General features: G+C 72.5%; 17 protein-coding genes. 8 read left to right on the plus strand and 9 right to left on the minus strand.

What is annotated here, in order from left to right; all coding sequences use genetic code 11:
- Positions 1 to 63: 63 nt before the first annotated feature.
- Together NON19_RS13915 and NON19_RS13920 are read right to left on the minus strand one after the other, a co-directional pair.
- On the minus strand, positions 64 to 1,194 hold the full coding sequence (locus NON19_RS13915; protein WP_255928066.1) for a glycerate kinase: 1,131 nt from the start codon (positions 1,192 to 1,194) through the stop codon (positions 64 to 66).
- A gap of 58 nt (positions 1,195 to 1,252) precedes the next feature.
- Complete coding sequence (locus NON19_RS13920; protein ID WP_255927869.1) at positions 1,253 to 1,465, minus strand: hypothetical protein; 213 nt, start codon at positions 1,463 to 1,465, stop codon at positions 1,253 to 1,255.
- A gap of 392 nt (positions 1,466 to 1,857) precedes the next feature.
- Between NON19_RS13920 and NON19_RS13925 the strand changes: the two genes are divergently transcribed.
- From NON19_RS13925 to NON19_RS13940, 4 genes are read left to right on the plus strand one after another with little or no spacing between them, the layout of a single operon-like run.
- Positions 1,858 to 2,253: a CU044_2847 family protein gene (locus NON19_RS13925; protein WP_255927871.1), complete on the plus strand. Its 396-nt coding sequence runs from the start codon at positions 1,858 to 1,860 to the stop codon at positions 2,251 to 2,253.
- Positions 2,254 to 2,259: 6 nt separating this feature from the next.
- A complete protein-coding gene (locus tag NON19_RS13930; RefSeq protein ID WP_255927873.1) occupies positions 2,260 to 4,437 on the plus strand; it encodes a VMAP-C domain-containing protein in 2,178 nt (725 codons plus the stop codon).
- The gene (locus tag NON19_RS13935) at positions 4,434 to 5,396 is read left to right on the plus strand and encodes an AAA family ATPase (protein WP_255927875.1); all 963 of its coding nucleotides are present in this window, start codon (positions 4,434 to 4,436) and stop codon (positions 5,394 to 5,396) included. Before NON19_RS13930 ends, NON19_RS13935 begins: the two co-directional genes overlap by 4 nt.
- A 5-nt stretch (positions 5,397 to 5,401) precedes the next feature.
- The gene (locus NON19_RS13940) at positions 5,402 to 8,578 is read left to right on the plus strand and encodes an SAV_2336 N-terminal domain-related protein (RefSeq protein ID WP_255927877.1); all 3,177 of its coding nucleotides are present in this window, start codon (positions 5,402 to 5,404) and stop codon (positions 8,576 to 8,578) included.
- A 194-nt stretch (positions 8,579 to 8,772) separates the two neighbouring features.
- On the opposite strand, the gene NON19_RS13945 is transcribed toward NON19_RS13940, so the two are convergent.
- From NON19_RS13945 to NON19_RS13975, 7 genes are all read right to left on the minus strand, one after another.
- Positions 8,773 to 10,581 (minus strand): gamma-glutamyltransferase family protein, encoded by a 1,809-nt coding sequence (locus NON19_RS13945; RefSeq protein ID WP_255927879.1) that lies wholly within the window; start codon positions 10,579 to 10,581, stop codon positions 8,773 to 8,775.
- A 2-nt stretch (positions 10,582 to 10,583) separates the two neighbouring features.
- Positions 10,584 to 11,066, minus strand: coding sequence for an SCP2 sterol-binding domain-containing protein (locus NON19_RS13950; RefSeq protein WP_255927881.1), 483 nt, complete (start codon positions 11,064 to 11,066; stop codon positions 10,584 to 10,586).
- 80 nt (positions 11,067 to 11,146) lie between these two features.
- Positions 11,147 to 12,604, minus strand: coding sequence for a phytoene desaturase family protein (locus NON19_RS13955; RefSeq protein ID WP_255927883.1), 1,458 nt, complete (start codon positions 12,602 to 12,604; stop codon positions 11,147 to 11,149).
- 134 nt (positions 12,605 to 12,738) lie between these two features.
- Positions 12,739 to 13,749, minus strand: coding sequence for a TIGR03842 family LLM class F420-dependent oxidoreductase (locus tag NON19_RS13960; protein WP_255927885.1), 1,011 nt, complete (start codon positions 13,747 to 13,749; stop codon positions 12,739 to 12,741).
- Positions 13,750 to 13,760: 11 nt separating this feature from the next.
- A complete protein-coding gene (gene hydA, locus NON19_RS13965) occupies positions 13,761 to 15,176 on the minus strand; it encodes a dihydropyrimidinase (RefSeq protein ID WP_255927887.1) in 1,416 nt (471 codons plus the stop codon).
- A complete protein-coding gene (locus NON19_RS13970) occupies positions 15,173 to 16,519 on the minus strand; it encodes an aspartate aminotransferase family protein (protein WP_255927889.1) in 1,347 nt (448 codons plus the stop codon). Before NON19_RS13970 ends, hydA begins: the two co-directional genes overlap by 4 nt.
- A 14-nt stretch (positions 16,520 to 16,533) precedes the next feature.
- The gene (locus tag NON19_RS13975) at positions 16,534 to 17,376 is read right to left on the minus strand and encodes a nitrilase-related carbon-nitrogen hydrolase (RefSeq protein WP_255927891.1); all 843 of its coding nucleotides are present in this window, start codon (positions 17,374 to 17,376) and stop codon (positions 16,534 to 16,536) included.
- 226 nt (positions 17,377 to 17,602) lie between these two features.
- Here NON19_RS13975 and NON19_RS13980 point away from each other — a divergent pair, with 226 nt between their 5' ends.
- The 4 genes from NON19_RS13980 (at position 17,603) to NON19_RS13995 (ending at position 21,510) form a co-directional block, all read left to right on the plus strand.
- On the plus strand, positions 17,603 to 18,040 hold the full coding sequence (locus NON19_RS13980) for a MarR family winged helix-turn-helix transcriptional regulator (protein WP_255927893.1): 438 nt from the start codon (positions 17,603 to 17,605) through the stop codon (positions 18,038 to 18,040).
- Positions 18,037 to 19,434 (plus strand): MFS transporter, encoded by a 1,398-nt coding sequence (locus NON19_RS13985; protein WP_255927895.1) that lies wholly within the window; start codon positions 18,037 to 18,039, stop codon positions 19,432 to 19,434. The genes NON19_RS13980 and NON19_RS13985 overlap by 4 nt, the downstream gene beginning before the upstream one ends.
- 48 nt (positions 19,435 to 19,482) lie before the next feature.
- Positions 19,483 to 20,034, plus strand: a complete 552-nt coding sequence (locus tag NON19_RS13990; protein ID WP_255927897.1) for an isochorismatase family protein — start codon at positions 19,483 to 19,485, stop codon at positions 20,032 to 20,034.
- 90 nt (positions 20,035 to 20,124) lie between these two features.
- Positions 20,125 to 21,510 (plus strand): S41 family peptidase, encoded by a 1,386-nt coding sequence (locus NON19_RS13995; protein WP_255927899.1) that lies wholly within the window; start codon positions 20,125 to 20,127, stop codon positions 21,508 to 21,510.

Below are 21,510 nucleotides of genomic sequence, written 5' to 3' on the forward strand. Positions count from 1 at the left end.
GCCGTGAGGGGCGGGTGGGCGGGAGGTCCCCCCTCCACCCGCCCCACACGGCGGTTGACGGGGTCACTTCACCGGCGACAGGAAGTCGTCGGCGATCCGCTGGGCCACCCGCTCCAACAGTGGTCCCGCCTCCGCGATGCACCGCAGGACGTCCGGCTCCAGTTCGGTGAGCGGGTAGGCGCGACGGATCCCCGCCGCCGCCAGCTCCGCGGGCGGCAACGTCAGCCGCCCGCAGACCGCGACGACCTCGACTCCCCGGGCCCGCGCCGCCTGCGCGACGCCCGCGGGGGCCTTGCCGTGCAGGGTCTGGGCGTCGAGCGAACCCTCCCCGGTGATCACGAAGTCGGCCCGGGCCAGCGCCTCGGCGAAGCCCAGCAGCTCGAACAGCACCTCGACCCCGGGCCGGAACGCCGCCCCCAGACCCACCAGCGCCCCGTACCCGATGCCGCCCGCCGCACCCGCGCCCGGCGCCTCAGCGGCCTGGACCGCGCGAGCGCCGACCGCCTCACCCAGCACCCGCACATACCGCCCGAGCGCGGCGTCCAGCGCCTCGACATCGGCCGCACAAGCGCCCTTCTGCGGGCCGTAGACAGCCGCGGCGCCCTTGGGGCCGCGCAGCGGGTTGTCCACATCGCTGGCCAGTACGACCTCCGTGTCGGCCAGCCGTGGCTCAAGCCCGCTGAGGTCGGCCGTGGCGAGCGCGGCCAGCGCGGCGCCGCCGGGCCCGACCGGCTTGCCGTCCGCGTCGGTGAACGCCGCACCGAGGGCGGCCAGCATTCCGGCCCCACCGTCCGTCGTGGCGCTGCCGCCGACCCCGAGCACGAGGGTGCGCGCTCCGGCGTCCAACGCGGCGCGCAGCAGCTCCCCGGTGCCGTACGTGGTCGCGGTGAGCGGTGCGAAGACGCCGACCGGCAGGTGCCGCAGGCCCGACGCCTCGGCCATCTCGACGACGGCAACGGTGTCGCGCAGCGCGTAGGCCGCGGTCACCGGATCGCCCAGTGGCCCGGTCACCCGTGCCGTACGCCGTTCGAACCCGGCGGCGACCGCCGCGTCCACCGTGCCGTCGCCCCCGTCGGCGACCGGCAGGAACTCGACGCGCAGGCTGGGCACGGCCCGGTGCAGGCCGGTGGTGAGGTGCTGGGCCACTTCGGCGGCCGTCAGTGACCCCTTGAACTTGTCCGCGGCGATCAGCACGCTGCGAATTTCTGCCACCTTTGCACTCTCCAGGAGTTAAGTCGCGCCGCTTCGGACCTTATCCGCCCGATGCTTCGCTGCCCATGGTCACCGCCGACAAGCCGCCCTCTGCGGAGGCATATATCCCGACATAGCGATAGAACGGGAGCGCCCTGGCGCGCGCTGTCGTGGCCGAGGGCGCGCTCGGCGAGGAGTCGCCGGACACCGGGCCCGCGGTACCGCGCGCCATCGGCGTGCTGTCCACATTCGGCTGGCTCTTCGTGATCTCCACCGAGTTCCTTCCCGGTCCTGGCCCCGGTGATCGCTCCCGCCGCGCGGTTCACGACAGCCGCGCGGCGCTGACGCCGCGGTCGCGACGTCTCTCCGGCATCCCCCGAAATCTCCTGACACGCGCGGCGTCCCGGGCGCCCGACCGCGCACCGGTGCGCTCCCTGGGCGCTGACAACTACGCCCCGCCCCTGGGCACTTGACGTACCACGCCCCCACGCCAGAAGAGACTTGCCCAGCCCAAACCCCGTGGCGACAGCGAGCAACTCCACCGGCGTGCCCCGGCGCACACAACCGCCACGACCCGTGACCCCCAGCCCACAATCCGCCTGAACGGCACCTCGCGTTCGGCCAAAAACCAGCGCCGACCGGCGCGTTCATCGGCACAATGGGTGCGTGCCGCAATACGCCGAGATACAACTCGACCCCAACACCTCCGTGCGCCTGGAACTCGCGCCGGTCGGCGTGCCCCCGCAACCCGCTCCCGCACCCGGCCCCGAGGCTGACGCCGCTGACCTGCCCGACGGCATCAGCGGGGCGGTGCCCGTCGGCCGGGCGGGCGCCGCCTCGGAGCTGACCTCGGAGGCGCTGCGGTTCACCCTGCGCCCGCTCGGCCCGCTGCTCCAGGAGGTGCATGACTCGGTCAGCGCCATCAAGAACCCGCCACAGGAGATCAGCGTCGAGTTCGGCGTCCAGATCGGCCAGGACCTCAAACTCGGCATCGTCGGGGCCCGCGGGCGCGCGAGTCTGACGGTCACGGCTTCCTGGCAGGTCGGTCAGGATTCGGAGTGAGCACCTATGGGGTGGTTCCGGTACCTCGGCGCGGATGACTCGGCCGGTGTGCACGACGCCTTCGTCTCCGTCTTACGGGAGAGCGATCAGCGGGCCGCCGGTGGCGGTGTGCTGCTCACCGAGCGCCATCTGCTGACCTGCGCCCATGTGGTCAACGTGGCGCTGGGCAAGGAGCTGTTGGCGTCCGCCGATCCGGGTCCGGTGCGGATCGGGACCGTCTTCCCCGGCAGCGGCTCGCGGGTGCCGCAGGAGGCGCGGGTCGCCCACTGGGTGCCGCCCCGGCGCACCGGCGGCGGGCTGGACTGGAGCGGCGACCTCGCCGTCCTGGAACTGGACGCTCCCGCGCCGGTGGTGCCGCCGCGCTGGTCGGAGATGGTGCCGGGGCAGGGGGTGCGCGCCTGGCACGGCGGCGGGCACACGGCCACGTTCGTCGAGGTCACGGTCAAGGAGTGCGACGGCTGGATCGGCTACGTCGACGGTGAGCTTTCCGGCGCGGCGATCGGCCCCGGCTACAGTGGCGGCCCGCTGTGGTCGGAGCGCGAGGGCGCGTTCGTGGGTCTGGTCGCGGCCCAACTGCGCGCGCCCGACGGCCCGTTGGCCGCGCACCATGTGGTGCGGCGCGGTTGGGCGATCCCCTGGCAGGCGGTCCGTGCGGAACTGGAGTCCGCGGGCGCCGGGCCGCTGCTGGCGGCGGCGCAGGACACCGGGGACGCCGAGCGCGTACCGCACCAGTTGCTGCCGCCGCTCGCCGCGCTGCTGAGCGACCCGGCGGAGCGTACCGACAAGGCCCGGCGGCTGGCCGAGCAGTGCGGACTGCACGCCCTGGACGACGGTTCCGCGCCCACGTACGAGGAGTTGGCGACGGTACTCGCCGAGTATCCGCGCGCCCTGCCCTCGCTCACCGAGGTGCTCGTGCCGACCGCGCACAGCATCGCGGCCCGCGACGCCATCGACACCCTGCACGCCAGCGGACCCCTGGCGGTCGGAGCGCGGCTGCTGTCATACGACGAACACCACCATCTGCTCGCCCAGTTGCGGCAGCACACCAAGACCGACCCGACCCTGCTGTCGTCCGCCGCGCGAGGCGCGCTCGCCTATGCGGAACTGCCGCAGCCGGTACGCGCGGCGCGGATCGCACCGGAGGGCCTGGAGGCCGCGGTGGACGCGCTGGAGGAACTCGGCGACAGCGGGCGCGTGCCCGACGGCACACCGCGGGTCCCCGCGCTGCTGCGGGTGGCCGAGTACGTGGCGGCGGCGCTGGACGGCCCGGCCGGTGACGAACTACGCGGCTGGAGCGATCGGGTGGCGACCCGGCTCGGCATCCACCCCGCCGCGTTGGCCGAACGCCGCAGGGACGCCGACGAGTGGGCGCGCAGCCGCCACGTCGACAGCGGCCGCACCGTCGTCCGGCTCACCCGCCGCCCCGGCGACCCGTCCGGCGCGTACCGGTGCACGGTGTGGCGGATGGCCCCGGACGGCACCGCGACCCGTGCCTCCACCGGCGAGGACCGCCCACTGAGCGGCGCCGACATCGCCCGCCTGGTGCGGGACGCCGTCGCGCCGGACGACGCGGAGGCGCCCCTGGTCGAGGTGGTGGTGGACCGCGACGCGCTGCAGTTGCCGGTGGACGAGTGGCGCGAGGCCGAGCCGGATGACAGCGATCCGTACGGCATCTTCGCCCCGGCGGCGCTCGGCGCCGACTTCCGGGTGGTGCTGCGCTGCCCGGAACTGCGCCGCAGGTCCGCGACGGGCGCGGCCGACCTGCGGCGCCGTTGGACCGGGTGCCGTACCGACGAGACGCTGGTGGTGGACGAACTCATCGGCGACGTAAGGGCGTTGAAGGATACACTCAACAGGACACGGCAGCGGTCGACCGGCCGGGTGGTGCTGCACGGCCCTTTGGCCCGGCGGATCCAACTGCTTCAGGTGTGCCTGTTCATGGGCGTCCCGGTGGTGCTGTGGGACCGGGCGGCTGCCGGGCGGGACGACGGGCGGCATCTGGACGAGATCGACGCCGCGGGCCCGTTGGACTCGCTGCCGGAACGGGTCAGGGACTTCCGCGTCGATGTGTACGCCGATCCGGAACGCACCGCGCGGCCCTCGCTGGTCTGGGAGGATCCGGACCGGCCGCTTCCAGGTGAACTGTGGCTGGCGGACCCGGTGGCAATGACGGAGGAGAAGTGAACGGCAACACCGAAGACGGCGACTGGCGGCTGTTCCGGGGGGACGGCACGGCCCGCGACACCGTCTTCCCCGAACCGCCGCCCTGGCGCCGGTTCGGCGACGCGTTCCAACAGCAGGCGCAGCGCCCGTACTTGATCGGCCGGGCCCAGTCCGATGTCGTCAACGCGGCGCTGCATCTGCGCCGTCCGCTGCTGGTCACCGGCCATCCGGGCACCGGCAAGTCATCTCTGGCCCGGGCCATCGCCCATGAGCTGAAGCTGGGCAGGGTACTGACCTGGCCGGTCAACAGCCGTTCCGTGCTCCAGGACGCGCTGTACCGCTATGACGCGATCGGGCGCCTGCGCGAGACGGCGCTCCACCGCGACCGCGGCGAGCAGTCGCCGGAGCCGGGCATCGGCTCCTTCGTGCGGCTCGGACCGCTGGGCACCGCGCTGCTGCCGAACGACAGACCGCGGGTGCTGCTCATCGACGAGCTCGACAAAGGCGATGTGGACTTGCCCAACGACCTGCTGGCGGTCTTCGAGGACGGCTCGTACGAGATCCCGGAGCTGGCCAGGCTGCCGCGTGAGCAGTCCGAGGTCGAGGTGTTCCCGGACGATCCGGACGGCGATCCGGTGCCGGTGGTACGCGGCCGGGTGTGCTGCACCCAGTTCCCGGTCGTGGTCATCACGAGCAACGGTGAGCGGGACTTCCCACCCGCCTTCCTGCGCCGCTGCGTTCGGCTGGACCTGCCGGACCCGGACGAGGAGCGGTTGCGCGAGATCGTCACCGCGCACCTGGGGCAGGACGCCCTGGAGGCGGTGGACGATCTGCTACGGGACTTCCTGGCCCGCCGGGCGCCCGGTGAGCTGGCCACCGACCAGTTGCTGAACGCGGTGTTCCTGCGCTCCGGCGGGGTCGACCTGAGCGCCGAGGGCCTGTTGGACGCGGTGCTGCACCGGCTCGGCGGGGCGGTCTGACCGCCATGCCCGGGCGGGTACGGCGGGTGCTCGCCGACTGCGGGGTCGATCTGTCGCCGCAGGAGCTGCTGGACGCCCTGTGGTTGGCCCACCGGCTGCCCGCCGACGCCTCGGCTCCGCTGGCCAGGGCCCTGGCCGCGGCCGAACCCGCGGCGGTGGACAGCGGTTCGGCGGCGGCCACCGAAGCGCCGTCTCCCGCGCGGGAACACGTGGCGCGAGAGGAGGCGCCACCCGCGCACCCGGGCACCTTGCACGCGAGCGCCACCATGGCGGCTGTCCCCAAGGCGGCGCGGAGCACGCCGCTGGCCGCACTGGCGGTCCGCGCGCCGGAGGAAAAAGCCCTTGGCGCCGCTGAGTTGCGGCTGGGACGCGCGTTGCGACCGCTCAAGCAGCGGCACCCCGGTGGCCGCCTGCTGGAGTTGGACGAGCGGGCCACCGCGGACGCCATGGCAGAGACCGGGCTTCCGGACCTGGTACTGCGCCCCGCGGGCGAGCGCCGACTTGACCTGGCGCTGGTCGTGGACGACGGCCTGTCCATGCTGCTGTGGCGTCGACTCGCCACCGAGCTGCGGTCGTTGCTGGAGCGGCTCGGTGCGTTCCGCTCGGTGCGGGTGCACGGGCTCGACACCCGCGCGGTGGGCGAACCGGCGTTGCGCGGGCGCCCGTTCGCTCCCCAGGCGGCTGGTCTGCGCCCGGGGTCGGTGGCCGACCCGACCGGGCGGACCCTCGTGCTGGTGGTCAGTGACGGTGTGGGCGCGGCATGGCGGGACGGCCGGATGCGCCGACTCCTCGCCCGCTGGGCGGCGTGCGGGCCGACTGCCGTGCTGCACGCCCTGCCCGCCCGGATGTGGAACACCTCCGGGATCCGCACGGAGGACTGGCAGGTGACGGTGGGCCAGACCTGGGCGGCCAACCGCACCTGGCGGGTGGCGGATCCGGTACTGCCGCCGGAGCTGGCGCCGTTCGACGGCATGCCCATCCCCGTCCTCGAACCGGAACCCTCATCGGTGGCCAGGTGGGCCCGGCTGGTCGCCTCGCCGGGCGGCAGCGAGCTGCTGCCGCTGCTGGCCGACGCGCCCGAGGAGGTACCGCGCCCCGCCGCGCCGTCCGGGGGCGGTGGTGATCCGGTGCTGCGGTTCCGCAGTGCCGCCTCGCCGGAGGCGTACCGGCTGGCCGCGCATCTGGCGGCGGTCGCACCGGTGTCGGTACCGGTGATGCGGCTGGTGCAGTCGGCGGTGCCCTGGCGGGCCGAGACCGCGCATCTGGCCGAGGTGTTTTTGGGCGGCCTGATGCGGCGCACCGACGGCGGGGGCTGCGGCACCGGGCCGCAGCACCAGACGTTCGACTTCACCGAGGAGGCCCGCAAGATCCTGCTGGACACCGTCCCGGCCGCGGAACTGGCGCGCACCACCAGCGCGGTGGCCGACCGGCTCGGGGAACTCGTGGGCCGCTCACCCGACTTCCCCGCCTGGTTGTCGCACCCCGGCGGGGTGGACGAGGTGTCCGGCGCGTCCCAGCCGTTCGCCGAGCTGGACGCACGGCTGATGCGGCATCTGGGCGCGCCTGTGGAGCGACCCGCGTCACGACAACGGCAGACCTGGGGGCCGCTGGAACCCGACGATCCGCTCGCCGTCGGCCCGTACGCCCTGTACGCGCGCAGCGAAGCCAGCGGGTTCTGCGTGCTCTACCTGGGCCGCTCCGGGTCGGGGCGGGAAGCGCTGCTGCGGCTACCCCGCAGTCCGGATCCGGCGCGCGCCTACCAACTCATCCGGCGGACGGCCCTGGCGCTGACGCGCATGGGCGGCCGGTACGCGCCCGCGCTGCGCGACTTCGACCTGGCGCAGCCGCCCTACTGGACGGCGGAGGAACTGCTGGTGGGGCCGTCCGGTGAGCCCGCGCCGCAACTGCCCTTCCTGGTACGGGAGAAGGATCCGGCGCCGGGTTCCGCGCTGTGCTACGAACTCAGTTGGGGCCTGGCGCGGGCGGTGGCCCGCTGCCACGACGCGGGGATGGCGCACTGCGCGCTGGCCCCTTCGTCGGTACTGGTCACCGGGCAGGCGTCGGTACGGCTCACCGGTTGGGCGCACGTGCTCATCGACCCCCCGGAGAACGAACTGCGGGTGGCCTGCGCCTCCGACGTCTATTCGCTCGGCACACTGCTGATCGCACTCAACTCCCGCTCGATGCCGTGGAGTCCGGCGGAGGGAGAACTACGCGGCTCCTCGTCCTGGCTGCCCCGGGTGCCCCATCCCGACCTGCGGAAGTTGCTGAGCCGGTGCATCGCGCTGGATCCGCGGACGCGACCGACCGCTCATGAGGTGGCGGACGCGTTCGCCGCTCAGCTGCCGGACGGAGCAACCCGGTCGGCGGCACTACGGGAGGCGGTCCCTGAGGACGGGGCCCCGGCGCCCGTCGTGGAGGCGCCGTCCCCGTCCGCGCGGCTGTGGCTGCCGCAGCGCCGTACCGCCATGGGCAGACAGCTGCAGGAACGGCGACTGGAGCTGGTCCAGCGTCCGTTGGCCCGCTGCCACCGGATCGTCGTGGTCAGCGCCGTGCGCTTTGCGGGAGCGTCCACGACGGCGCACGCGCTGGGCGCGCTGCTGGCGTCCGTGCGGGAGAACAGCAGGGTCGTACTGATCACCAACGACCGCAAGTGGTTCGCCGGAAGTGATGCCTCCGGGCTGCGCATCCCGCGGATCGAGCGCAATCCCGACGGTCCGCTGAGCACGCCGAGGAGCTATCGGGGACTGGTCAACAGCCTGCGCGGCGAGTGCGACATCCTGATCACCGACACGGACGCGGAGATGCCACTGCCCGGCGGGCATCTGACGGAATCTCTGGTGGACCAACTGGTCATCGTGGCAGCGCCGTCCAGCAAGCGGAGCGCGGCGGTCGACGCCACGGACGCGCTGTTCGACCTGGTCGCCAAGCACGCTTCGGAGCGGCTGGTCGCACAGAGCATCGCCGTCATCTCCCAGCACCACGGCAGTGCGGGGGCGCATCGGGATCTGTCGGACCGGCTGCGCGGCCGCTGCCGGGGCTTTGTGAGCATTCCGTCGGACAGCGGTCTGGCAGGCGGGCGCTTCCCCGATCCGGCGCTGCTGCGGGGGGTGACGCGGGAGCGGTACCTGGATCTGGCGGCGCTGGTCGCGCAGGGCTTCCCGCCGGTTGGTCCTTCGTAGATCCACGCTGGTCAGGGCCGGTTGTCAGACCCCCGTGCGACGATCTGGGCATCACTTCGAAGTGAGGGAGAACGGGGACGCGGCGGGGTCCGCGCGACGATGGAGGGGGTCACGTCATGCAGCGCGACAGCCTACGGTCCATATACGGCAACCTACGGTCCATATCCGGCCGCCACCAGTGAGGAGCCGCGGGATCAGCGGCCGACCGCGTACCCCTGCATACCGCGGGGGTTGGCGGCGGCGCTGAGCACACCGGTGGCGGGGTCCCGGGCGACGGCGCACAGTCGGCCCTCGGTCCATGACTCGCCGACCGTGACATGGTGTCCGCGGGCGCGCAGCGCGGCGATGGTCCGCTCCCCCAGGCGAGACTCGACGGTGACGCTGCCGGGCAGCATGGCGCGGGGATGGAACGAGCTGGGGAAGCTGTCGTTGTGCCAGTTCGGGGCGTCGATGGCGCCCTGGAGGTCGAATCCGCAGCGCACGGCGGGGCGCAGTGCCACGGCGAGGAAGAAGTGCAGGCTCCACTGGTCCTGCTGGTCTCCGCCGGGAGTGCCGAACGCCAGCACGGGCTGGCCGTCGCGGAGCGCGAGAGACGGGGAGAGGGTGGTGCGCGGCCGTCGGCCGGGGGTGAGGGAGTTCGGCAACCCCGGCTCCAGCCAGGTCATTTGGAGCCGGGTGCCCAGCGGGAAGCCGAGTTCGGGTACGACCGGGTTGGACTGCAGCCAACCGCCGCTGGGGGTCGCGGCGATCATGTTGCCCCAGCGGTCGACGACATCGAGGTGGCAGGTGTCGCCGCGGGTCGCGCCGTCGGACGCGACGGTGGGCTCGCCCGCTCCGGCTACGGCGAGCGGGTCCCAGAGGCGGTCACCGCCTCGTCTGGCGGCGGCACGTCGCGCCTGGCGGGGCAGGCGGGGGGTGCGGCCGCCGGGGCTGCCGGGGCGCAGGTCGTGCGATGCGGTGTCGCCGACGAGCTGTCGGCGGTCGGATGCGTAGGAGTCGGAGAGGAGGTCGTCCAGGGGGACGGTGCCGGGTTGCGCGTCGCCGTACCAGGCCTCGCGGTCGGCCATGGCGAGCTTGGCGCCCTCGATGAGCAGGTGCGGGTAGTCCTCGGTGCCGTAGGTCAACTCTTCCGGCAGCAGGGCGAGTTGCTGGAGGAAGACCGGGCCCTGGCTCCAGGGGCCGGGTTTGGCGACGGTCCAGCCGTCCCAGTCGTAGGTGACGGGTTCCTCGTAGGCGGCGGACCAGTTCGCCAGGTCGTCGCCGGTGAGCACTCCGGCGTGCCGTTCGCCGCTGGTGTCGAGGGCGGGGCGGGCGGCGAAGGAGGCGAGGGCTTCGGCGATGAAGCCTTCGCGCCAGACCCGGCGGGCGGCGTCTATCCGGTTCTCCCGGCTGCCGGGGGCCGCCTCGGCCTCGGCGATGAGGCGGCGCCAGGTCCGGGCCAGGATGGGGTTCTTCAGGAGCTGTCCGGGGACTGGGGAGCGGCCGTCGGGTAGATAGAGCTGGGCGGAGGTGGTCCATTCACGGAGGAACAGTTCGCGTACCGCTTCGACGGTGCCGCAGGCGGCTTCGACGGCGGGGTGGCCTCCTTCCGCGTACCCGATGGCGTGGGCGAGTACGTCGGCGAGCGGCTTGGTGCCGTGGTCGCGCAGCAGGAGCAGCCAGGCGTCGAAGGCTCCGGGTACGACGGCGGCCAACGGGCCGGTGCCGGGGACGAGTTCGAGGCCGAGGCCGGTGTAGCGGTCGATCGTGGCGCCCGCGGGCGCGGGACCCTGACCGCACAGTACGCGTACCTCGCCACCCGCGGGCGCGAGGATGATGGGGACCTCGCCCGCCGGGCCGTTGAGGTGTGGCTCGACGACGTGCAGTACGAACGCGGCGGCGACGGCGGCGTCGAAGGCGTTGCCGCCGTCCTCCAGTACCGCCATGGCGGACTGGGACGCCAGCCAGTGGGTGGAGGACACCATGCCGAACGTGCCCTGCAGGGTGGGGCGCGTGGTGAACATGGTTACGCCCGAGGGATGTCGAAGTAGGACAGCAGCCCTCCGGCCAGCCGTAGGTCGCCTTGCATCTTCAGCTTGCGGGTGAGGAACAGGGCCGGTCCTGAGGCGTTGCCGGAGGCCAGCCGGAGCAGTTCCGGCGCGGCCATGGTGAGCGTCAGCCGGGCGGGGCGGTCGGTGCCGTGCGGGGTGACCACGCACCGTCCGTCGGCGATGTACGTCTCGTAGGTGTCCAGGGCGCCGCCCGCGCCGGTGATCCGCCAGCGCACCAGCGCGGTGCGGTCGCCCGCCTGGGCCGGGTTGAACAGGGTCTCCATGCGGCGGAAGAGTTCGTCGAGCACCCGCCTGCGGTGCGGCCCGGCCATCACCTCGGCGGTCCTCCTGGCGGGCGTGTCCCGGACGATGCGGGCGAACTCAGCGGACTCGACGGAGCGCAGATCGAGGGTGCCGAGGTCGAGGGTGCCGAGGTCGAGGTCGTCGCTGGTCGCCATGGGCGGGCACCTTTCTGACTTCCCGGGAGCCTACTGATCGGTAAGGCTAGGAGCCCCCTCCACCTGCCGCAAGACGACCTCTACCAACCGTGCGACGGCCGCGCGGAGCCGCCCGCACGGTCCCGCCACAGCGCCTTCAGCACCGCCCGCGCCGCGTGGTGGCCGGACATCCCGTGCACCCCGGGACCCGGCGGCGTGGCGGCGGAGCACAGGAAGACCGCGGGGTCGCTGGTGGCGTACGGCACGCGGCGCAGCGTCGGCCGCAGTACGGACCGCAGTCCGGCGGTGGCGCCGCAGGCGTAGTCGCCGCCCACGTAGTTGGCGTTGCGCGCGGCGAGTTCCGCCGGGCCGCTGATCGCCCGGGCGAGCACCCGGTCCCGGAAGCCGGGGGCGAAGCGTTCCAGCTGCCGCTCGATGGCCTCGGTGGCGTCGCCGCGCCAGCCATTGGGCACCCGCCCGTAGACCCAGAAGACGTGCTTGCCCTCGGGGGCCCGGGTGGGGTCGAAAAGGCTGGGCTGGGCGGCCAGCAGGTAGGGGGCCTGCGGTGCGCTGCCGTGCAGGGCGGGCAGCAGTCCGGCCTCGACCTCGCTGATGGTGCCGCCGACGTGGATGGTGCCCGCGCGGGCGGCCTGCGGGGAGCGCCAGGGCACCGGGCCGTCCAGCGCGTAGTCGATCTTGAATGCGGCGGGTCCGTAGCGGAAGCCGCGGTAGTCCTTGGGCAGCCCGGCGATCCTGGTGAGCGCGGTGGGCGAGGTGTCGAAGACGTACGCCCGGGCGGGCGGCAGCTCCTTCAGCGAGGTCACGGTGGTGCCGGTGTGGATCGTGCCGCCGAGGTCCTTGAGGTATCCGGCCAGCGCGTCCGAGATGGCCTGGGATCCGCCGCGGGCCAGCGGCCAGCCGACCGTGTGCCCCGCCAGCAGGAACATCAGCGCCGCGCCGCCCGAGGACAGGCCGTACAGCGGGGTGCTCAGATGCCCTGCGGCACCGGCGATCAGGGCCCGCGCCGGTGCGTCACGGAAGCGCCGGGCCAGTACGGTGGCGGGCAGGCCGCCCAGCATGCCGAACCGGGCGAACAGCAGCGGGCTGCCCGGCAGTCCTGACCACTGAGCGCGCATCACGTCCCGGGCCACCTCGTCCCAGCGGCCGAGGAACGGGGCGAGCATCCGGCGGTAGGCGCCCGCGTCGCGCGGGCCGAGCGAGGCGGCCGTCTCACCGACGGCACGGGACAGCACGGCCGCCGAGCCGTCGGGGAACGGATGCGCCATCGGCAGGTCGGGGTGCACCCACCGCAGGCCGTACTTGTCCAGCGGCATCGTCTTGAAGACCGGCGAGCCGACACCGAAGGGGTGCGCCGTCGAGCACGGGTCGTGCCGGAAGCCGGGCAGCGTCAGCTCCTCGGTGCGGGCGCCACCGCCCACGGTCGGCTCCGCCTCGAAGACCTCGACCGTCAGCCCGGCCCTGGCCAGCTCGATCGCCGCGGTCAGCCCGTTGGGCCCGGCCCCGATCACTACCGCTTCGGTCGTCGGCGAGTGCGTCACGTCACCACAGTGCCAGAGGAGCGTACGGCCGCGCAGAGCGGGGGTCTGCTGGCCACGGCGGCTGTGCCGGGTTGCGGTTCGTCCGGCGGGCCGCCGCGGCAGGCCCGGGGAACCGGGGCCTGCCGCGGTGCGCGTCAAGTCAGGGCAGGGATCACCTCGTTGCCGTAGGCGTCGATCACCGCCTCCCGGGCGTCGTGCATGGCGTAGAGGGCGAACTGGGTGACGCCCAGGTCGCGTAGGCGGCGGAGCTTCTCCCTGTGGGCCTCCGCAGGACCCAGGAGGCAGAAGCGGTCGACCACGGCGTCGGGCACGAAGGCCGTGTCCGGGTTGCCGACGCGGCCGTGGTGGGAGTAGTCGTAGCCCTGCCGTTCCTCGATGTAGGCGGTCAACTCCTCGGGAATCTCGGCCGAGTGCTCGCCGTAGCGCGCCACCAGGTCGGCCACATGGTTGCCGACCATGCCGCCGAACCACCTCGTCTGCTCACGGGCGTGGGCGAGCCCCTCCTGCGTCCCGTCGGTGACATAGGCGGGCGCGGCCACGCAGATCCTCACGTCGTCCGGGTCACGCCCGGCGTCCGCGGCGGCCGTGCGCACCGCCTTGACCATCCACTCGGTGAGGAAGGGATCGGCCAGTTGCAGGATGAAGCCGTCCGCCTCGCGCCCCGCGAGGGCCAGCGCCTTGGGGCCGTAGGCGGCCATCCACACCGGCAGTCTGCCGTCCTTGACCCAGGGCAGCCGCAGCGAGGTGCCGTCGACCGCGACCTCCCGGCCCTCCGCGAGTGCGCGGATGACGCGCATCGCCTCGCTCAGCGTCGCCAGGGTGTTGGGCTTGCGTCCCGCGACCCGCATCGCCGAGTCGCCGCGGCCGATCCCGCACACCGTGCGGTTGCCGTACATCTCGTTGAGCGTCGCGAAGGTGGCGGCGGTGACCTCCCAGGCGCGGGTGGCCGGATTGGTGACCATGGGCCCGACGATCAGCCGCTCGGTGTGTTCCAGCACCCTGCTGTAGATGACGTAGGGCTCCTGCCACAGCACGGTGGAGTCGAAGGTCCAGCCGTAGCGGAAGCCGTTCCGCTCGGCGCGGCACATCAGGTCGACCACCGCCGAGGCGGGCGGATCGGCCTGCAGGACCAGTCCGAAGTCCATCTACCACTCCCCTAGTGTCCGGTGAGGTACTGACAGATACCGCGCGGCTGGTACTGGCCGTGCCCGGCCCGGCCCACGTAGCTGCGGGCGTCGATGACCAACTCGCCGCGTGACAGCACGGTTTCGACCCGCCCGGTGACCCGCTTGCCCTCGTAGGCCGAGTAGTCGACGTTCATGTGGTGGCTCTCGGCGGAGATCACCTGCTCGGCGTGCGGGTCGTAGACGACCACGTCGGCGTCGGCACCGGGCGCCAGGGTTCCCTTGCGCGGGTAGAGGCCGAACATCCGCGCGGGGGCGGCGCAGGCCAGCTCGATCCAACGGCGGCGCGTCAACTTCCCCTCCACCACGGCCTGGTGGAGCAGGTCCATCCGGTTCTCCACGCCCGGCAGGCCGTTGGGGATCCTGGAGAAGTCACCGCGGCCCAGCTCCTTCTGCCCGTAGAAGCAGAACGGGCAGTGGTCGGTGGAGACCACCGACAGGTCGTCGGTGCGCAGCGCCCGCCACAGCGCCGCCTGGTGCTCCACGGGGCGCAGCGGTGTGGAGCACACGTACTTGGCGCCCTCGAAGTCAGGCCTGGCCAGATCGTCGGCGGACAGGAACAGGTACTGCGGGCATGTCTCGCCGAAGACGTCCAGCCCCAGGTCACGGGCGTGCGCCAGCTCGGCCACGGCCTCGGCGGCGGAGACGTGCACGACGTACAGCGGTGCTCCGGCGACCCGGGCGAGCTGGATGGCGCGGTGCGTGGCCTCGGCCTCCAGCAGCGCCCTGCGGACTTCCCCGTGGTAGCGGGGGTCGGTGTGCCCGGCGGCCAGCGCCTGCTCCACCAGTACGTCGATGGCGATGCCGTTCTCGGCGTGCATCATGATCAGCCCGCCGTTGCCCGAGGCGCGCTGCATGGCCCGCAGGATCTTCCCGTCGTCGCTGTAGAACACCCCGGGATAGGCCATGAACAGCTTGAACGAGGTGCAGCCCTCCTCGACGAGGAGGTCCATCTCCTTCAGGGTGTGCTCGTTGACGTCGGCGAGGATCATGTGAAAGCCGTAGTCGATGGCGCACTGCGCATCGGCCTTGGCGTGCCAGGCGTCGAGTCCTTCGCGCAGCGAGTGGCCCACGCTCTGGACCGCGAAGTCGATGATGGTGGTGGTGCCGCCCCAGGCGGCGGCGCGGGTTCCGGTGGCGAAGGAGTCCGAGGCGAAGGTGCCGCCGAACGGCATCTCCATGTGGGTGTGCGCGTCAACTCCGCCCGGAACGACGTACTTTCCGGTGGCGTCGATCGTGCGGTCGGCGCTCCATCCGGCGGCCGCCTGGCTGCCGTGCGCGGCCAGCGCGGCGATCCGGGGGCCCTCGATGAGGATGTCGGCGTGCACCTCGTCGGCGGCGGTGATCACCAGTCCGCCGCGGATCACGGTACGTGCGGTACGGCTCATGGCGTGGCCTTCCCCTCTCGCAGTCGCTCGGTCGCGGTGCGCAACGCGTCCTGAAGGATCCCGGCGCCCTCCTCGGCCTCGGCGACGGTGAGGGTGAGCGGCGGTGCGACGCGCAGCACGTTGCCCTCCCTGCCGCCCTTGCCGATCAGCAGTCCGCCTTCCCTGGCGGCCTCCAGCACCGCGGTGGCCGCCTGCGGCGAGGGGTCCTCGGTGCCGGGCGCCACCAGCTCCACGCCGAGCATCAGGCCCCGGCCGCGTACCTCCCGTACCAGCGGGGAGGCGGCGGCGATCGCGGACAGCCGGGCGGCCAGCAGTCCGCCGACCCGGCGGGCGTTGCCCTGGAGGTCGTGCTCCAGTAGGTACTTGAGGTTGGCGAGGGCGCCCGCGGTGGTGACCGGGCTGCCGCCGAACGTCGAGATGGAGTTGGCGGTGAGGCAGTTCATCACCTCCGCCCGGGCGACGACGCCGCCCATGGACAGGCCGTTGCCGATGCCCTTGGCGAAGGTGAGGATGTCCGGCGGTCCCGACTGGCTGTGCGCCTGCCAGCCCCAGAAGTGCTCGCCGGTGCGTCCCCAGCCGGTCTGCACCTCGTCGCTGATCCACAGGATGCCACGGGGTGCGAGGACTTCGCGGAACGCGGCGAGCAGCCCGTCCGGCGGCGCGGTGAACCCGCCCACGCCCTGGATGGGTTCGGCGATCAGTGCCGCGACCGAGCCGCCTGCCTGCCCGAGGACGTCCTCCAGGTCGGCGACGCAGGCGGCGATGAACTCGGCGTCGGTGAGCTGGGCGTAGGGGCCGCGGCTGCGGACCGCACCGTGTACGTAGAGCGTCTGCAGCGGTGACAGGCTCGTCGGCGACCAGGCGGTGTTGCCGGTGACGCCGACGGCGGAGAAGGAGCGGCCGTGGTAGCTGTTGCGCAGCGCCAGCACCTGGTTGGAGCGGGTGTGACTGGTGGCCAGCAGCAGTGCGGTGTCGTTGGCCTCGGTGCCGGAGGTGGTGAAGAAGACCCTGGCGTCGGGAATGCCGGACAACCGGGCGATGTGCTCGGCGAGTTCGACCGCGGAGCGGTTCAGGTACAGCGTCGAGGAGTGCAGGATCCTTGCGGCCTGCTCGCTGACCGCCCGGGTGACCTCGGGCAGGGCGTGCGCGGTCATGGTGGTGAGGATGCCGCCGAAGAAGTCGAGGTACCTGTTGCCTTCCGCGTCCCAGACGTGGCGCCCCTCGCCGTGCGTGATCTCGATGGGCTGCCGGTAGTACGTGGCGAGCCAGTCGGGCATGACGGCGCGGTGACGGGCGTGCAGGCTGGCGTGGTCGCCGTTGCTGGGTGCGGATGTTTCGGTCATGGCCGTCATAACGATCACGGCTCCACAAGGTCGCCGTAGGCGTCTGGCCGGCGGTCCCGGTAGAACGCCCACTGCTGCCTGACCTCTTCGATCATCGCGAAGTCGAGGTCGCGCACGACCAGCTCCTCTTCCTTGTCGCTGGCGGTGTCGCCGACGAACTGCCCGCGCGGGTCGACGAAGTACGAGGTGCCGTAGAAGTCGTCGTCGCCGTAGATCTCGTGTCCGACACGGTTGATGGCGGCGACGAAGTACTCGTTGGCGACCGCGGCGGCGGGCTGCTCCAACTGCCACAGGTAGGCGGACAGTCCACGGGAGGTGGCCGACGGGTTGTAGACCAGCTGCGCTCCGGCGAGGCCGAGGGCCCGCCAGCCCTCGGGGAAGTGGCGGTCGTAGCAGATGTAGACGCCGATCCTGCCGACCGCGGTGTCGAAGACCGGCCAGCCGAGGTTGCCGGGCCTGAAGTAGTACTTCTCCCAGAAGCCCTTGACCTGGGGGATGTGGTGCTTGCGGTACTTGCCGAGGACGGTGCCGTCGGCGTCGATGACCGCGGCGGTGTTGTAGTAGAAGCCGGTCTGCTCCACCTCGAAGACGGGGGCGACGATCACCATCCCGGTCTCGCGGGCCAGCGCGGACATCCGGCGGATGGTGGGGCCGTCGGGGACGGGCTCGGCCCAGCGGTAATGCTCGGGCTCCTGGACCTGGCAGAAGTACGGGGCGTTGAAGACTTCCTGGAAGCCGATCACCTTGGCGCCCTGTGCGGCCGCCGCGCGGGCGTGCGCCTCGTGCTTGGCGATCATCGATTCGGTGTCACCGGTCCAGGTCGCCTGGACCAGTGCGGCGCGTACAACTGTGGCCATTGGGCAGCTCCTTTGACGCGACGTCACGCAGGGGTCTACGTGCGTAGACGGTATGAGCGGCCAGCTCACCGTGACAAGACCGCTGCGCGGGAAAGAAAGCATCCCCGGGGACCGCGGCCCCCGAACCCCTCCGCGGACCCGGGTCCCGTGCCCCGCGGACTCCGGACCCACCCCAGATCAACAGGGAAACTTGCAAGTTCACCTGTCGATAATTTACCGTGGGAGCATGGCACGAAAGGCGGCACACGACACCGACACCGCGACGGAACTGTCCGTGGTCATCGGGCAGTTGATGCGGCGGCTGCGGGCGGAGTCCCCGGAAGGGGCGCTCACGCCGACGCAGCGATCGGTGATGGGGTGGCTGGACCGCGACGGGCCAGCCACCACCGCGGCACTGGCGCGCGCCGAACACGTTCGTCCGCAGTCCATGCGGATGACCCTCGGCGCGCTGGAGGAGCAGGGCATAGTGACCCGCGCCCCGCACCCCACCGACGGCCGCCAGGTGGTCTTCTCCCTCACCCCGGACGGCCGCAAGGGCCTGACCTCGGTGCGGCACGCCAAGGAGAGCTGGCTCGCCGAGGCCATCGCGGGCGTCCTGGACCCCGCCGAGCGGCGCACCCTGAACGAGGCCATCGCGCTGCTGAAGCGGCTAGCCGAGTCGTGACACGCACCGGAACCCGCACCGCGGCAGCCCGCTCGGGCACCGGTGAACAGGCGGGGTTCGGCCCGAGGTTCATCACCCCGCTGCTGCTCGGAGCCGTACTGAACCCGGTCAACTCGACCATGATCGCCACCGCGTTGGCGGCGATCGGCACCGATCTGCACGTGGGCGCCGCGCAGACCGCCTGGCTGATGGCCTCCCTCTATCTGGCCAGCGCCATCGGCCAGCCCGCGATGGGCCGGTTGGCCGACCTGCTCGGGGCACGCCGGGTCTTCCTGGCCAGCCTGGTGCTGGTGTGCGCGGCGGGCGCGGTGGGCGCCCTCGCTCCCAGCCTCGGCTGGCTGGTGGTCTCCCGGATGCTGCTGGGCCTGGGTACCTCGGGGGCGTATCCGGCGGCGATGGCGCTACTGCGGGCGGAGTCGGAGCGGCTGGACCGTCAGACCCCGCGCACGGTGCTCGGGCTGCTGTCGCTGGCCGGGCTGTCCAGCGCGGCGGTCGGCCCGGTGCTCGGCGGGGTGCTGACGGCCACCCTGGGCTGGCGGGCGATCTTCGCGGTGAACATGCCGTTGGCGGTGGTCGCGCTGGCGCTGGCGGCGTTGTGGCTGCCGGGCGGCAGGCCCGCCGGGTCGCCGCGGGCCACGGCGGCGCTCGATCCCGTGGGCATCGCGCTGTTCGCCGCCGCGCTCACCGTCACCACGGTGTTCCTGATGCGGCTCGACCACCCGCGCTGGCCGCTGCTGCCGGTGCTCGTGGTCCTCGGTGCCGTGCTCACCTGGTGGGAGCTGCGCCGTGCCGTCCCCTTCATCGACCCGCGCATGCTGACCCGCAACCGGGCGCTGGCCGCCACCTACCTACGGCACGGCATCGCCTATCTGGTCATCTACTGCGTGATGTACGGCTACTCGCAGTGGCTGGAGGAGGCCCATGGCATCTCGGTGTTCGACACCGGTCTGGTGATGCTGCCGATGTCGGTGGCCGCCGCGGTCTGCTCGCTGCTCGGCGCTCGCACCAAGGGCATCCGGGCCCAGCTCACCCTGGCCGCGGCGCTGCTCGCGGTGGGCAGCGCGGGGCTGCTACTGGCCGGAGCCCACACACCGCTGGCGGTGGTGCTGCTGATCGGCACGGTCTTCGGCCTGCCGCAGGGCCTCACCTCCACCGGCAACCAGGCCGCCGTCTACGTCCAGGCGCCGCCCGGCGGCACCGGCGCCGCGGCCGGACTGCAGCGCACCGCGCAGTACCTCGGCGCGATCGTCGCGTCCAGCCTGATCGGCCTGTTCTACGGGTCGCGGGCGACCGATGCCGCGCTGCACGGCATGGCCGCCACGGCGGGCGCGCTGAGCGTGCTGCTGCTCGCACTGACCATCGCCGACCGGGCGTTGCGCGCCAGACGCCACTGACCCGGTCATCCCCAACCGCACGACGACGAACGGAAGTAGGCACCGTCCATGCCAGCAACGGCACTTGACCCCCGGACCGCGCTCGTCCTGATCGACCTGCAGAAGGGCATCGTCGCCCTGCCCTGTGTCCACCCCAGCGCCGAGATCGTGGAGCGCGGCGCGCGGCTGGCGGCGGCCTTCCGCGCCAAGGGCCTGCCGGTCGTCCTGGTGAACGTCGCGGGCCGCGCGCCAGGCCGCACCGACACGCCGCTGCCGGACCGCGAACTGCCCGCCGACTGGGCGGAGTTGGTCCCGGAACTGGGTCGGCAGCCGCAGGACATCACCGTCACCAAGCAGCAGTGGGGCGCGTTCCACGGCACGAATCTCGACCTGGAGCTGCGCCGCCGGGGCGTGACACAGATCGTGCTGGCCGGTATCGCGACCAGCGTCGGCGTGGAGTCCACGGCCCGTGGCGCCCATGAGCACGGCTACCACGTGACCGTCGCCACGGACGCGGTCACCGACATGAACCCGGACGCCCACCGCAACAGCGTGGAGCGGATCTTCCCGATGCTGGCCGAGACCGACAGCACGGAGGCGATCATCAAGCTGCTGGGGTGAGCGCCCGGGTGGGAGTGGGGTTCTCCCCACTCCCACCCCGCGTGCTGCCGGGATGTCCCGGCCGGGCCTGTCGCGGACACGATGGTCCGCATGGTGCACAGGATTCAACACGCGGCCGTCGGACTGGTGGCGCTCGGAGCAGCCGTGGTCCCGGCGGGCTCGGCGAGCGCCGCGGCGCCCCTGCACGGGGTGTGGCGGATGGACGGCTACGGCACGGTGCTCAGCGTCGAGCACGGTCAGCTCCGCACGTTCCAGACGACGGCCGTCGGTTGCCTTCCGGGTGAGGTGGCCCAGCAGTCGGGACCACCCGCCAGGGACGGCTCGGTCACATACACGACGTCCCACGAGGACCTCTACACCGTTCGGCCGTCGGCCCGGCCGGACAGCGCGGCCTTCCAGGTGGCCGGATCTCCGGGCGACCGCGGGCTGCGGCGGATCAGCGCCCTGCCCACCGCGTGCGCGCACAAGGCGCCGTCCGATCCGGTGGCGGTGTTCGAGACGTTCTGGCGGACCTTCGCGGAGAACTACCCGTTCTTCGCCGCCAAGGGCGTCAACTGGCAGGCGGCGCACGTCCGTTACCGCCCGCGGGTCAGCGCCCACACCTCCGATGACCAGCTCTTCACCGTCCTGCGGGACATGGTCGCGCCGCTGAACGACGCGCATGTTCATGTGTCCGACGGGGGCTCCCGGTACTTCGGCCAGGTACGGCCGGGAACGGTGGTGCCCAGCCCGGCGCTCGACGCCAAGGTGAAGGCGTACGTCAAGGACCGTGACCTGCGCGGTCGACCGCTGACGGAGTTCGCGGACGGCCGGATCAGCTATGCCGATCTGCCCAGTGGCCTGGGGTACCTGCGCGTCTCCGGTTTCGGCGGCTACACGGCCGACCGCAACGATCCGTACGCCGCCAACGAGAAGGCACTCGATCAGGCACTGGACACGGTGTTCAGCGCGACGCGGGCAAAGGACCTGAAGGGGCTGGTCATCGACCTGCGGGTGAACGGCGGCGGCTCCGACGAACTGGGGCTGCGCATCGCCTCCCGGCTGACGGACCGCCCCTACCTCGCGTACGCCAAGCGGCACCGCGACGACCCGGACGACCCGGCCCGGTTCAGCCGACCGCAGCCGATCACCGTGCGCCCGGCCGACGCCCCGCGCTACACCGGCCCGCTGGCCGTACTGACCGGAGGATCGACCGTCAGCGCCGGAGAGACGTTCACCCAGGCGCTGATCGACCGACCGGGGAAGGTGGTCCGGATCGGTGAGAACACCCAGGGCGTGTTCTCCGACGTCCTGGACCGTGAGCTGCCCAACGGCTGGAGCTTCGGACTGCCCAACGAGGAGTTCCTGACCCGCGACGGGCGGACCTTCGACGGCCGGGGTGTTCCACCGGACATCCGCGAACCGGTCTTCACCGCCGGGGAGTTCGGCCACCGCCGTGACGCGGCGTTCGACACGGCGGTGGCGCTGCTGGGCTGA

The organism is Streptantibioticus rubrisoli, assembly GCF_024436055.1.
GTDB lineage: Bacteria > Actinomycetota > Actinomycetes > Streptomycetales > Streptomycetaceae > Streptantibioticus_A > Streptantibioticus_A rubrisoli.